Source organism: Peribacillus sp. JNUCC 23 (genome assembly GCF_053653995.1).
In genome coordinates, this window is record NZ_CM132202.1 from 3,431,188 (window position 1) to 3,445,769 (window position 14,582).

At 38.9% G+C, this 14,582-nt stretch carries 12 protein-coding genes; 4 read left to right on the forward strand and 8 right to left on the reverse strand.

The features are described from left to right. Positions 1-76: 76 nt before the first annotated feature. Together citZ and JNUCC23_RS16455 are read right to left on the reverse strand one after the other, a co-directional pair. The gene (citZ, locus tag JNUCC23_RS16450) at positions 77-1,192 is read right to left on the reverse strand and encodes a citrate synthase (protein WP_403069134.1); all 1,116 of its coding nucleotides are present in this window, start codon (positions 1,190-1,192) and stop codon (positions 77-79) included. Positions 1,193-1,707: 515 nt separating this feature from the next. Next, positions 1,708-2,166: a DUF441 domain-containing protein gene (locus JNUCC23_RS16455; RefSeq protein ID WP_062176858.1), complete on the reverse strand. Its 459-nt coding sequence runs from the start codon at positions 2,164-2,166 to the stop codon at positions 1,708-1,710. A 222-nt stretch (positions 2,167-2,388) separates the two neighbouring features. Here JNUCC23_RS16455 and ytvI point away from each other — a divergent pair, with 222 nt between their 5' ends. Beyond that, complete coding sequence (ytvI, locus tag JNUCC23_RS16460) at positions 2,389-3,516, forward strand: sporulation integral membrane protein YtvI (protein ID WP_454212467.1); 1,128 nt, start codon at positions 2,389-2,391, stop codon at positions 3,514-3,516. A gap of 290 nt (positions 3,517-3,806) precedes the next feature. Here ytvI and JNUCC23_RS16465 read toward each other — a convergent pair whose 3' ends face one another. Then, positions 3,807-4,202, reverse strand: coding sequence for an FxsA family protein (locus tag JNUCC23_RS16465; protein WP_403069127.1), 396 nt, complete (start codon positions 4,200-4,202; stop codon positions 3,807-3,809). A 202-nt stretch (positions 4,203-4,404) separates the two neighbouring features. Then, a complete protein-coding gene (locus tag JNUCC23_RS16470) occupies positions 4,405-5,676 on the reverse strand; it encodes an MFS transporter (RefSeq protein WP_454212469.1) in 1,272 nt (423 codons plus the stop codon). 330 nt (positions 5,677-6,006) lie between these two features. On the opposite strand from JNUCC23_RS16470, the gene JNUCC23_RS16475 reads away from it, so the two are divergent. The 3 genes from JNUCC23_RS16475 to JNUCC23_RS16485 are packed head-to-tail and all read left to right on the forward strand — an operon-like array spanning position 6,007 to position 9,121. After that, positions 6,007-6,918 (forward strand): DoxX-like family protein, encoded by a 912-nt coding sequence (locus JNUCC23_RS16475; RefSeq protein ID WP_454212471.1) that lies wholly within the window; start codon positions 6,007-6,009, stop codon positions 6,916-6,918. Positions 6,919-6,927: 9 nt separating this feature from the next. Then, the gene (locus JNUCC23_RS16480) at positions 6,928-7,542 is read left to right on the forward strand and encodes a DUF4166 domain-containing protein (protein ID WP_403069118.1); all 615 of its coding nucleotides are present in this window, start codon (positions 6,928-6,930) and stop codon (positions 7,540-7,542) included. Next, positions 7,529-9,121 carry a YndJ family protein gene (locus tag JNUCC23_RS16485; protein WP_062176843.1) on the forward strand — a complete coding sequence of 531 codons (1,593 nt, stop codon included), beginning with the start codon at positions 7,529-7,531 and terminating at the stop codon, positions 9,119-9,121. The genes JNUCC23_RS16480 and JNUCC23_RS16485 overlap by 14 nt, the downstream gene beginning before the upstream one ends. 103 nt (positions 9,122-9,224) lie before the next feature. On the opposite strand, the gene pyk is transcribed toward JNUCC23_RS16485, so the two are convergent. The 4 genes from pyk to accD all read right to left on the reverse strand — a co-directional run bounded on the left by pyk (position 9,225) and on the right by accD (position 14,482). Next, positions 9,225-10,982, reverse strand: a complete 1,758-nt coding sequence (gene pyk, locus JNUCC23_RS16490) for a pyruvate kinase (RefSeq protein ID WP_403069111.1) — start codon at positions 10,980-10,982, stop codon at positions 9,225-9,227. A gap of 33 nt (positions 10,983-11,015) precedes the next feature. After that, complete coding sequence (pfkA, locus tag JNUCC23_RS16495) at positions 11,016-11,975, reverse strand: 6-phosphofructokinase (protein ID WP_403069108.1); 960 nt, start codon at positions 11,973-11,975, stop codon at positions 11,016-11,018. Positions 11,976-12,626: 651 nt separating this feature from the next. Then, a complete protein-coding gene (gene accA, locus JNUCC23_RS16500; RefSeq protein WP_403069105.1) occupies positions 12,627-13,619 on the reverse strand; it encodes an acetyl-CoA carboxylase carboxyl transferase subunit alpha in 993 nt (330 codons plus the stop codon). Further along, entirely contained in the window at positions 13,616-14,482 is an 867-nt protein-coding gene (accD, locus tag JNUCC23_RS16505; protein WP_403069102.1) for an acetyl-CoA carboxylase, carboxyltransferase subunit beta, read from the reverse strand. The genes accA and accD overlap by 4 nt, the downstream gene beginning before the upstream one ends. Positions 14,483-14,582: the final 100 nt, after the last annotated feature.

Below are 14,582 nucleotides of genomic sequence, written 5' to 3' on the forward strand. Positions count from 1 at the left end.
GTTGATTGCCTCTAACCTTTATTCCTACCATCTATTAATTTACTACAAACTCACATAATAATAAAAAAATACTTCCTTATCTTTTTTCAATTGGCACATATTTTTGCATACCAGGTCCCGTATAGTCTGCACGAGGGCGGATTAGACGGTTGTTAGAGTATTGCTCGAGAATATGAGCGATCCAGCCAGAAGTACGGCTGACTGCAAATATTGGTGTAAATAAATCATGATCAATACCAAGACTATGATATACAGAAGCTGAGTAGAAATCTACGTTTGGCGGCAGTTTCTTTTGAGTTGTGACCAGTTCTTCAATCTTAATGGACATCTCATAATACTCAGGCTGTCCGGTAATCTCCGTTAATTTCTTAGACATCTCACGCAAATGCTTAGCACGCGGATCACCTTTACGGTATACGCGGTGACCAAAGCCCATGATTTTCTCTTTATTATCTAATTTAGCTGTGATATATGACACTGCATGATCAACAGAGCCAATTTCAGTCAGCATTTTCATAACTTGCTCGTTTGCTCCGCCATGAAGCGGTCCTTTAAGCGCACCGATTGCAGCAGTTACGCCAGAATAGATGTCAGATAAAGTTGCTACACATACACGGGCAGTGAATGTAGATGCGTTTAATTCATGATCTGCATGAAGTACAAGTGCTTTATTGAATGCTTCCACTTCAATTGCGGAAGGTTCTTTTCCACTTAGCATGTATAAGAAGTTGGCTGCAAAGCTTAAATCTGTGCGCGGTGCAACTGGTTCTAGTCCTTTACGTACACGTGCGAATGCTGTTACAACTGTTGGAATTTGTGCTTGAATACGGATGGCCTTACGGTAGTTCGCTTCATCACTCATTACGTCTGATTCATCATCATATAGACCTAATAATGATATGGCCGTACGAAGCGCTCCCATTGGATGAACTTTATCGATTGGATATGTTTTAAAATGATTGAGAACTTCAGCTGGGATAGCCGCGTTATCTGCCAACTGTTTTGTAAGTTCTGCTAATTGGTTTGTTGTGGGGAGACTTCCGTGCCAAAGTAAGTAAATAACTTCCTCAAATGTCGCATTCTTAGCTAGATCATCGATGTCGTATCCTGCATACGTTAACGTATCATCTATAATCGAGCTGATCTTTGAAGTAGTTGCTACGATGCCCTCTAGACCTTTTGTTGCTGTCATACAAAACCTCTCCTTTTCTTAAATATCCCCTTTGACTGCATGAAATATAGCGCTTCCAATAAAAAATGAGCTTAACCTAGACAATATGTATTTTAGAGAGTAAGAGCCGTTAAATGATAGGTACCATCATAAACTATCATTAATAAACACTGAAATGGATACTTTCAAAAACCCCCTAAAATAATACAATAAAGCTCTCAATTAAGCGATCGCCCAGTTAATTGCAAACTAAAAATTGATAGAGTAGATAGAATACATGATAACATTCCACCTATTCTTGAAACTCTATCAGAGAGCAATTATAGTACTATTATAAACAATTTTCAGATTTTTGGGAATGGAAAGTAGTTAAATTGTGAAAAAAATATTATTTTATTAGAAAAATACAAGATTTGCAGAAATTATTTCTCCCATATAAAAGACACCCCTAAGGAAAGGTGAGACGCAAGCAATGACTTAATACAGAATAAGGATAGATTTAGCGAGTCAACCCAATTGCTGCGTCTCTTCTGAGCTTATTTAATAAATTGGACGAGCTGCATGCACAAATAGGCAATCCCCGCTCCAATCAGCGGTCCTACTGCGACACCTTTGAATAAAGCAACTGCTAGTATTGTTCCGAAAACAAGCGCAACGGTAATATGCGGATCATTGGCCAATAGAACGACACCGTTCTTTGCAATGAGAGCGACCGCTATTCCTGACGCAAGGGCAATCCAAGCATAAGGAGATTTCAAAGCATCCAGTAGTTCCTTAAACCCGATTGATCCATTTGCAATCGGAACTAAAACGGCAATCGTGATCACCGTGACACCAAGATTTATTCCTTTTGCAGAAAGATAGGGAAATATCTTCGTATCCAATCCCGTCACTTTCAGAACTAGTAAAAATCCTGCCGCGACCATCAGTGATGAGTTTTTAGCAAGCAGGCCAATTCCTAATAAAAATAGTAAAAATATGATTGCTCCATTCATGGTTGTCCTCCTAATATGCACTTTATTTAATATCTCAGCATAACAAAATACTAAGGAATATTCCTACAAATCTGCACCTTTCTCATTTTTCTGAATTATTCACAACTTTAACTTTCTTTTCCATCTTTCAAAATGTACAATCATAGTATATGGAACTTTTAGCAACGAGAACGCACTTCCCATTTACCCGAAATAATCATGTTTTGACGGAAGGTGAGGCTTTTGAATCCGGTTTACCTACAGCGGTTTATCCGCTTCTGCGTTGTAATAGGAGCAACAATGCTTGGCGGTTTCGTTCTGTTCTATTTATCAAAATATACATACCCTTTTATTATCGCAATGATTTTTGCCTTTTTTATGAATCCCCTTGTAAGCTTCTTTGAACAAAAGGCGAAAATACCAAGAGGTATCGCTGTTTTTCTCTCTCTGCTGCTCATTCTTTCCGTCTTCGCAGGTTTCATTACATTATTAATTGCTGAAATCGCTTCAGGTGCAAACTATCTAGCTAAAGTCGTTCCAGGCCATTTAGAAACGGTCATCCAATTTATCGAGGAATTTATCGCCGGTCAGCTTCTTCCCTTATACAATCAAAGCGCCACGTTATTTAATAATCTCGACGGACAACAACAAGATACGATTCTTTCCAACATTCGCAACCTTGGTGATAATCTCGCTACATCGGTAGGTAGTTTCATTCAAAAATCCCTCTTAAACATCCCAGCATTCATTGCCTGGTTTCCCAACGCAGCCACTGTCTTAGTTTTTTCTTTGTTGGCAACCTTTTTCATCAGTAAAGATTGGAAAAAGCTTGCTCATTTTAGTAGCAAAGTACTTCCACCTAGAATTTTGCTCGGAACAGGCAAAGTAATCAATGATTTGAAAGGGGCATTATTTGGTTTTATGAAAGCACAGTTCACTCTTATTTCATTAACGACTGTCACGATATTGATTGGCTTGCTTATTTTGAAAGTCGAATATAGCATCACGATTGCCTTAGTTTCCGGTTTAATTGATATCATTCCCTACTTAGGGACAGGGACCGTCTTTATTCCATGGATTGCGTACGAAGTGATTATCGGAAATTATCACCTTGCAATTGGACTTATCGTCGTGTATGTCATCGTAGTTGTCCAACGTCAATTAGTTGAACCGAAAGTTCTGTCATCTAGTATCGGCATTGATCCACTTGCTACACTCGTCGCTTTATTCGTGGGATATAAATCAATTGGCTTTCTCGGACTGATTGCAGGTCCCGTTGTTCTTGTGATTATCAACACTCTCCATCGTGCCAATGTATTTAAAGAAATTTGGCGTTTCGTTGTTGGGAATGATCGACCAAGAATTCGGTGAAAATGGACATGAAAAGAGGCTGATCAATTCAGCCTCTTTTTTCTCTGTTGCTTTTCGTTCTTATGACTGCCGTTTGGCATATTCAATTTCATGTATCGAAGATCTTATTCCGGCTTAACTAATCCCCACTGATGGAAGTTTCACTTTATCCCGGTTTAACAGGCTGTACTATCACTCCTTAAATCATTCGTGAATATTAAAAATGAGATTCAGAGTAATAAACAGCCTGTAAAACCCCGATTGGTTCAACTAACCATCAGTGAAAAAAAACCACTGATGGAAGTTTCACTTTATCTAATAATCGTTACTTTTCCTCGGTTCATACGGTGCATGCGGTTTCTAATATATCTAAAAATACCAGGTTTAATAAGTGAACGTGTGAATGGTAGCACTAACAATAGACCGATCAAGTCAGATACAAAGCCTGGTAGCAGTAAAAAGAGACCGCCTAGTAAAATACATATTCCATCTACAATTTCAAATCCGGGAACTTCACCATATTTCATTTGTTCCTGAGCTTTTTTCAATGTTTCGATCCCCTGTTTTTTTGCCAATAAAACACCGATAATTCCAGTGCCTATCACCAAAACAAGCGTTCCACCAACACCTATTATTTTCCCAACCATTAAAAGGACGACAATTTCAACAACGGTAAGTGCAAGTAAACTAGATATTATATACTTCAAATAACATTCCTCCAGCACAGTCCATTTTTGGTGTCTGTAGGTTTATTATACTGTAAATGAGATGAAATATTAACTATAACTACTCACAGATGTCTCAAGTAAAGGATCAGACCCCGCAACAACTAAATACAGGATGGGACAAGTGAGAAACACTACATTCCGATTTAGAGTGCGAGGTCAGCCCCTTTGGAGATCTCGTTCATCAACTAGAAATCGTTGTAGAAACAGGCTCACCGTCTTCTCGTACACGAAGCAACAAGATACCCCCTATGACGAATAAGATAATCAGACTGAAGACGCCACTATTTGTATTGCCAGTAATTTGAGCGGTCGCTCCAACTAACACTGGGCCTATTATGGCTGCGAATTTACCGAAGATATTATAAAAACCAAAGAATTCATTGGAAGATTCTTTTGGAATTAGCTTGGCAAAATAAGAGCGGCTCAAAGCTTGCACGCCACCTTGTGATGTCCCGACAAGTATCGCAAGGATCCAAAAATCGAGTGCGGTCTCTAAGAAATAGGCGTAAATACAGATGAAGATATAAACTAGAATTCCGACTGCAATCATTCTTTTTTCATTAAATCGATCAGACAGCTTTCCAAACAGCATCGAAAAAGGAGCGGCAATGATTTGAGTAACGAATAAGACAATTAAAAGCGTCGTAGCATCGAGGCCTAAATCAGACCCATATGCTGTAGACATCGTAATAATCGTATGCACACCATCAATGTAAAAGAAATAAGCCAAAAGGAAGATAAATAATGCACGATACGCTTTGATATTTTTCAAAGTGAGGAACAGTTTTTTAAAGCTCGTTGCGACAGGATGTCGTACACGGTCCACATAATATTTCTGCTCCACGTTTTTCAGCATTGGAATAGTGAATAGACCCCACCATAAAGCTGTAATAACAAAGGCAATCTGGCTAGCTACCGTCACAGAAATCGGCATGATTTCTTGTTGGGCTAAAATAATGAAAGCAATGCTGATAACGAATGGAATTGTACTGCCAATATACCCTAATGCATATCCATTCGCAGAAACTCGATGCATTCTTTCTTTGTCTGTAACATCGACAAGAAAAGCATCATAAAAGATATTCGCTCCCGCAAAGCCGATGGACGTCAATATAAAGCATCCCAATAAAATAAGCCATTGATTGTTTGGGACAACAGATAACATCAGCGTAAAAATTACACCTAATGATGCGAAAAAAGTAAAGAAACGTTTTTTAAAGCCTTTAAAGTCGGCGATCGTTCCGAGTAACGGTGCCAAAATCGAGACTAGAAGTGTAGCAATTGAATTAGCATATCCCCAATAAGCAGTTGATAAAGATGCCGCAATACCAGCTTCACTCGCAGATGCTTTAAAATATAAGGGAAAGATGGCTGTGACGACAACAATCGAATACGCCGAATTTGCCCAATCATACAAGGCCCAACTTCTTTCGGGTGTGGACATTTTCCCCATTCAAATATACCTCCTATTTATTTACTGACTACACTATAGTAATTGTTAGGACTTGCTGATCATCTAAAGCGGATAAGCAATCCAATGAAGAACAATCACACTCTTAGTCACAGCTACGATAAAATGGATTCCTCCAACGTAAATCTTCTTTCTGCTATTATAATTTTACTATTCAGAAAAGTGATTATCAGACTTTTAATCATTTATTTACAATTAATTATGATTCATTTACAAACCTAAGTTTTTTTTTGTAAATTACCTAATAAAAAATTCCTATTTTTCCCTAAATTACCTTTAAATTATGATAAGCTACAATTAGAGGTGAGATCAATGAGCGCTAAGCCAATCTATGTTGAAATTGATGTCGATTCAGAGATGGACAAGCTATGGGAGGCAACACAAACACCAAGCCTTCACGAGCAATGGGATCTTCGATTTTCTTCCATTACCTATTTACCAAGTGAAGAAAACGAGCCACAAAAGTTTTCCTATCAAACAAAGATCGTGCCTGGATGGAGTATCGAAGGCTGGGGCGCAACTGTAGGATCACATTCTGGGAAAGATGGGGCAAGAACATCATCGTTACATTTTGGAACAGATGATTCAATCTCCATCATTAAAGAAGGCAAAGGCTATTGGCAGTATAAGCCAAAAAAAGATTCCATTACTTTCTTAACTCAGTATACATATAATGTAAATTTCGGTCGTATTGGTCATGTCTTCGATCGTTTTCTATTTCGGCCACTGATTGGCTGGGCGACTGCACTTAGCTTTGACGTGCTGAAAAGATGGCTTGAAAAAGGGGAAACACCAGCGACGCAATATATTCGTTTTTTTAGCAGTTGGTTGATTTGCTTTCTTTTCTTTATCGTCTGGACGTATCATGGACTGATTCCGAAATTGCTCTACAAACATCCAGAGGAATTATCGATGATTCAAAAAGGACTGCCATTCATTACAAATCAAGCAGAGTGGACAATCAGCTTCATTGGAATTTTTGAAGTACTCTTTGGTTTCATTTGGCTGTTTTATCAAAACAAACGAAAGCTTTTTGGTCTACAAATCATCATTTTTCCATTGCTTACTTTCGGAGCAATATTGGCTGAGCGAGATTATTTAATTCACCCTTTTAATCCACTCACCTTCAATTTGAGTTTACTCACGCTTTCCATTATTGGATTTCTACTAAGCAAAGATATTCCTTCTGCTACAAGTTGTAAGCGACAAAGAGAAAGAGATTAGGAGATTAGCATGTCTATATATAAAAAAGTACTTGGAAATGAATTTGATGCACTCCATCCTATGCTGCAAAAGAGGTATGATATTTCTGCAAAAAAACCGTTTCAAGCATACGGTGTAATGAAAACGATAAAAGGTGGACCAAAATGGCTTTACCCTTTTTTCTTGTTGGGGATAAAATGGAAGCTATTATTCCCAGAGCACGGTCAATGTATTCCTTTTTCAATTGTGAACACGGCTAAAATTGGCAAAAATGGTGAAGAACAAATTCATTGGGAACGTATTTTTTATTTTGAAGGGAAGAAACGATTTTTCAATGCACTCATGAGTTTGGATCATGAACGACTTGTTATTAAGGATTATTTAGGGGAGCCTAGCCGTGTTTACTCGGATCTTTCGTTTCATGTTTCACAAAATGGAGAAGTACGAATTGAATCACAAGATCAACGTCTTGTTTTGGGATCGCTAGAAATCCCTGTACCAAAGTTTTTACAAGGGCTAGCAACCGTAACGGAGGCATATATAGAAGAACGGAAAGTCTTTTCGATAAAAGTTACGGTACGTAATCCGCTAATCGGCCTGCTTTTCGCGTATGAAGGAGAATTTACACCAAATGAACATTCTTAAAACCTTACTGCCGATTACTCTATTCTTGCTTGTCCTTATTTTCAGTAAAGGTCCATGGCATGTATTATTGTTAACAGTAGCACAAATTGTCTATGTGCCCCTTACTTTAAAGCTAGTCATGATTAAAGGAGATTGGTTTTCGAAATTTTATCCCTATATTTCAATCCCTGCTTATCTGTCCATCGCCCTCATCCAACTCATAACAAATACCGAATGGGACGTTTTGTTTGCAGCGATTTACTTATTGTTTACCTTTGTTATTGCTTTATATGGTTTAAGTCGTTTCTTAATGAGTGGCTTTACGCATATAGAGGAATTTTCGATTAATCTGGCGATGATTTATTTAGTAATGGGCGGCTTTTGGTTTTTTGCTTCTACAGCCAACATCGACACTGGATTTACGCCCATGCTGACATGGCTAACGGCGATTCACTTTCATTATTCCGCCTTTTTACTGCCGGTTTTTGTCGGTTTTCTAGGGAGAGTCTATAAACCGCGGTCATATAGTCTGATTGCAAGCATCATCCTCCTTGCTCCTATGATTGTGGCTCTTGGTATTACTTTCTCAACAGTGATTGAACTTCTATCGGTTATCGCCTATATGATCGGAATTTATGGGTTGATTCACATATCCTGCCGAGCACCCTTTTCAAGATCATTACAGAAGGGGCTCGTCTGCTTATCTTTTGCGGCTTTAGGCATAACGATATTATTTTCCTTATTGTATGCTTCAGGAAATCTATTTGGCTCTCATTCTATCAGCATCGACTTCATGCTCCGTTTTCACGGTATTGTTAATGCTATTGTATTTGCTTTAACAGGCATTATCGGCTGGTCACTTTCCATTCCTTCAGCAAAGATAATAAAATGGACATTTCCAATCAGTAAGATCAGGGGAAAGCGTGTAATTGGCGAAAACATCCTTGCTGAAATCGTGAAAAACAACCAATATCAGGGGTTAGTTAATGATATGAGTTTGTACGAACCAGACATCAACCGTCAAACATTAGCCCCTAGAATCGTTGATTTTTATGAAAACACGAATGATTACAGGTTATTTGCTAAAGTTAAATGGCAAGCATGGTTTAAGCCATTTGCCATTATCTATCGATTAATAAGTAGATCTGTTAAACAAATCGATCTGCCTCTTTCAAGTCAGCAAATAGAAATGACAGGTGAAATCCAAGCGATTAGCGACGACAAGGATGGACGCATTAATACGAGAGCCTGGGTTCGGAAAATCAATGGAGAGGTCGTCTTTGTTGCTCTTTATTCATCCCATGAAAAGGACGCTAGAACCTACATGAATATTTCCCTGCCACTACCATGGTCGGCAATGATCGGCATTCTTGAGCTGAACCAAATTGGCAACGAATTGCAGCTATCAAGTAAAAAAGTTCAGACACCGAATGCTGATTCTGGCATCTATGTAGCCATCAAACATTGGCTAGTCAAACTGCCAATTGAAGAACAATTTCATGTTAAAGAAACTATAGACGGCATCCTTGTCGCCAATCATATCATGTGGATTTTTTCCATCCCTTTTTTAAAAATTGAGTACCACATTTATCATAGGTAAACGTTTATAAGTAGTGGTAGCATTCAGTGAAAAAACAAACTAAAGGGCCAGCTCTCACAGAATGTGAGGGCTGACCCTTTTAATGTTTTCCTTTTAGTACGAATTAAAGTACGCTTGCTTGACCTTCATAAACAACGCCGCGGCTAGCATCAACTGTTACGTGTTGACCATCCTTAAAGATCGATGTTGCGTTATCCGCTCCTACAATCACAGGAATTCCTAAATTCACACCTACAACTGCTGCGTGGCTAGTTAATCCGCCTTCTTCTGTAATAAGAGCTGAACATTTTTCAATAGCAGGCATCATATCTCGATCAGATCCAATTGTTACGAGAACAGATCCTTCTGTTACTTTTTCAAGTGCTTCTGCTGCCGTTTTTGCAACGACTACGTTCCCATTTGAAGTTTTGCGGCCAATCCCTTGAGCTTTAAGAAGAACTTCGCCCAAAACATGAACCTTCATCAAATTCGTAGTCCCTGCTTCACCAACTGCACCTGCAGTAATTACAACAAGATCGCCATGTTGAACTAGTCCAGAATTTAAGCTTACTTCAACAGCATTTTCAAGCATATCATCCGTTGTTTCACATTGTTTTCCGACTTGTGGGTAAACACCCCAAACAAGTGCTAATTTACGTGATACATGCTCATCGAATGTAACAGCAATAATCGGTGCTTTTGGACGATATTTAGAAATCATACGTGCTGTATGACCGCTTTCTGTTGGTGCAATGATTGCGCCAGCATCCATATTCAGTGCTGTATGAGCTACTGATCGGCCAATAGCATCTGTAACTGTACGTTTACTGTCTTTACTTCTTTGCGATAAAATATCTTGGTAGTTAAGAGCAGTTTCAGCACGTGAAGCAATATTATGCATCGTTTGAACAGCTTCAACCGGATAAGTTCCTGCTGCCGTTTCACCAGAAAGCATGATAGCATCTGTACCATCGAAAATCGCATTGGCCACGTCACTTGCTTCTGCACGTGTCGGACGTGGATTACGTTGCATAGAATCAAGCATTTGCGTTGCCGTAATAACCGGTTTTCCAACCATATTGCATTTTTTAATTAATTGCTTTTGAACGAGTGGCACTTCTTCCGCAGGGATTTCAACACCTAAATCTCCCCTTGCAACCATTAAACCATCAGAAACTTCTAAGATTTCATCGATATTATCGACGCCTTCTTGGTTTTCAATTTTAGGAATGATTTGAATCGAACAATCTTTATTTTTTTGTAGCAATTCACGAATTCCCAGTACATCTGATGCTCGGCGAACAAATGAAGCCGCAATGAAATCAACATCTTGTTCAATTCCGAAAAGAATGTCACTTTCATCTTTCTCAGTCATTCCTGGAAGATTTACGGATACGCCTGGTACGTTTACGCCTTTTTTATTTTTCAGCGTTCCTGTGTTCAAAATTTTTGTATGTAGTTCCTTATTTGTATGATCAATTTCCGTTACTTCAAGACCAATTAAACCATCATCCAATAGAATTTTTGAACCGACTTCAACGTCGTTAATTAAGCCTTCATATGAAATGGAGAACTTTTCTTCCGTACCTAAAACTTCTGTCATAGATACGATAATGTTTGAACCAGCTTTTAATTCAAGTGCGCCGTTTTCCATACTATGCGTACGGATTTCAGGACCTTTTGTATCTAATAAAATCGCTACAGGTTTTCCTGTTGTTTTAACCGCTTCACGAATGTTTTTAATTCGAGCTCCGTGTTCCTCGTGATCTCCATGGGAAAAATTCAGACGAGCCACGTTCATACCAGCTTCAATCAACTGGGTTAATTTTTCTACACTTTCACTTGCTGGACCGATCGTACATACTATTTTTGTTTTACGCATGTTGATTCTACCCCTCCTGTTATTAACTAAAAATTAAATCGATAATTCTTCTGAAAGTTTATACATTTTTTGATCAATTGTATGATTTTTAACTAACGTTTCATTGATATCATAATCGACCAATTGATTGGCAACGATTCCTACCGCTCGACCGCCTTGACCATCCATTAAAAGTTCCACAGCAAGTGCTCCTAATCTACTTGCTAACACACGATCATTCGCTGTTGGTGAACCTCCACGTTGAACATGGCCTAACACGGTTAGCCGAGTATCAAAACCCGTGGTCTGTTCAATTTCTCTGGCAATATCTACAGCACTTCCTACACCTTCAGCAACAATGATAATACTATGCTTTTTACCACGTTCTTGTCCACGCTTTAATTTTGCGGTTAATTCATCTATGTCATGCTGGTGCTCTGGACATAGAATGGTTTCTGCACCACCGGCAAGACCTGCCCATAAGGCAATATCTCCAGCGTTTCTACCCATTACTTCGACTACATATGTTCTTTCATGGGAAGTTGCCGTATCACGAATTTTATCAATCGCATCAATGACTGTATTCAGCGCGGTATCAAAACCAATTGTGAAATCTGTACCAGGTATATCATTATCAATTGTGCCCGGTACACCTACACAAGGATAGCCTCGTTTTGTCAAAGCCTGTGCGCCTTGATACGAACCATCACCACCAATGACAACAAGACCCTCGATGCCATGTTTCTTCAATTGTTCAATCCCTTTTAACTGGCCTTCTTCTGTTTTAAATTCCAGACAGCGAGCTGAACGTAGCATTGTTCCGCCACGATGGATGATATCGCCAACAGAGCCAATTTCCATCTTGCGAATATCTCCTTCAATTAACCCTTGATAGCCTCGAGAAATCCCATACACTTCAATATTATGATATATCGCTTTCCGAACAACTGCACGAATTGCTGCATTCATTCCTGGAGCGTCTCCACCACTTGTAAGTACACCAATTTTCTTCAAATTCTATCACCTCTTTGACATGTCTCATTTACTAATTTGAATAGAATTTGTTACCTATTCATTATTAGTAGCTCAATAATTCAAGACTACATGATTTCGCTTATGAATTGAAGTAAAAGATACCCCAACAATCCATTTTAGAATAGTTATCTTCTTTCGTAAACTATTTTTGTGCCATTCTTCATTATTTCCTAATTAATTAAAAATAATAAGCATTTTCATCATATACCACATTTAAAGGAACGAAATTTTCATAATATTCTATGTTACTTCAAAGAATTACTACAGAAACTTCCTATGAAATCAGCAAAATAAAACTCGCCTGTTTTATTCGGCGAGTTTTCAATCGATCCATCATCAATCGAAAAAGGAATACAAGAAGATTATGAACTTCTCCAGGTTTAACAGGCTGTAATATCTCCCACTCAATTTTTGTAAGAGAATCATAAAATTATATAGGGATGAGCAGCCTAATCTAGCTGTGGCTCCTAGCCTCTCGAGGTCATAAACTGTAATGCTCTGTGGCAAACTGCGCCACGCCACACTCCATCTTATGCTTGTCGAGGCTGGGCAGTCGCCTCGCTTTTTGAAGTAAATCTCCGATTGGTTTAACTAACCATCAGTGAAAAACCCACTGACGGAAGTTTCACTTTATCTAGACTTAATCTGATCAAGATTTCGTTCTTCTTCTATTTCGTATTGCCCAATTTTTTTATATTTCATGTATCTTTGGTCAACGATTTCAACTGTTGAAAGCGGCAATAATTCATTTAATGAACGTTTCAAGCTATCTTTAATGGCTGATGCTTGATCTTTTAAATCATTTTTATGAGCGCCCCCCTTAGCTTCCGGGATAATCTCATCAACAATGCCAAGACCGAATAAGTCTGGTGCAGTAATTTTCATCGTTTCAGCCGCTCGCTTTGCTTGTGAGGCGTCTTTCCAGAGCAATGCTGCTGCCCCTTCAGGTGAGATAACGGAATACGTTGAATTCTCAAGCATAAGAATTCGATCGCCTACACCAAGTGCAAGTGCGCCGCCGCTTCCACCTTCTCCTATAACAATACAAATAATTGGCACTTTCAAGCCAGCCATTTCGAAAATATTTTTCGCAATCGCTTCACTCTGCCCACGTTCTTCCGCAGCTTTTCCGGGAAAGGCACCTTTTGTATCAATAAAACAAATGACAGGACGGTGAAACTTCTCAGCCTGTTTCATTAGTCTCAATGCCTTACGATAGCCTTCAGGATGAGGCATACCAAAATTCCTTCTGATATTTTCTTTCGTATCCTTACCACGTTGATGGCCAATAACTGTTACAGGAATTCCTTCGAATGTGGCAATCCCACCAACGATTGCTTCATCATCGCCATAATAACGATCTCCATGCAACTCTAGAAAGTCACTGAATATTTGTGGTATATAATCCAATGTCGTTGGTCGGCCAGGATGTCTTGCTACTTGAACCCGGTCCCAAGGCTTCATATTTTTATAAATATCGTCTTGGAGGCTTTCCAAACGTTTCTCGAGTTTTTGAATTTCAGCTGTTAAATCAACATCTGCCGTTTCTGTTAGCTCTTTAAGCTCATCAATTTTTTTTCGAAGATCCGTAATTGGGCGCTCAAATTCTAAATCACCTATCATACCCATTCACCACCTGGAACATGGATTTTCAATATATTCACTAGTTTTTCTTTTAATTCAGTCCGAGAAATAACGGCATCTAATTGACCATGCTTCATCAAAAATTCTGATGTTTGAAAATCCTCAGGTAGCTCTTCATGGATCGTTTGTTCAATAATTCGACGACCAGCAAAGCCAATCAATGCTCCAGGTTCTGCCAGATTTATGTCTCCTAACGAGGCAAAACTCGCAGAAACACCACCGGTTGTCGGATGCGTCATAATTGATACGATTAGTCCGCCATCCTCACTGAACATTTTTAAAGCAGCACTCGTTTTCGCCATTTGCATAAGACTTAAGATGCCTTCTTGCATACGTGCGCCTCCTGATGCCGTGAAAATAATGAAGGGAATGTTTAATTCGCCTGCTTTTTCAATCGCTCTTGTTATTTTCTCGCCAACAACTGAACCCATGCTGCCCATACGGAAATGTGAATCCATGATGGCAACTGCCACTTCGTAGCCTTCAATTTTCCCAGTACCTGTGACGACTGCTTCATTCATATTCGCTTTTCGTTTATCTTTCTCTATTTTCTCCAGATAATCTGGAAATCCGAGCGGATTAACTGACAGCATATTTCGGTCTAATTCAGTAAAGCTGCCAGCTTCAAATAAACTTTCGATTCGTTCATATGCGGTCATTTGGTGATGATACCCGCAATGAATACAGACTTTATTATTTTTTTGAAGCTCTTTTGTGTACATAATTTTTTTACATCCGGAACATTTGGTCATTAACCCTTCCGGTACATCTTGTTGATCACGATCAGACGGTATCGTGGCATATTTCTTCTTTTTAGTTTTCGTAAAAAGATCTTTAAGCAAGATGAATCCTCCCTTACCGGCAATTCTCTGCCCCTTATGCATGTCCTCTACTTTAAGAGATTGTTCAAAAAGTCCGGTAAAAAAGCTTGCGAATTTCTTC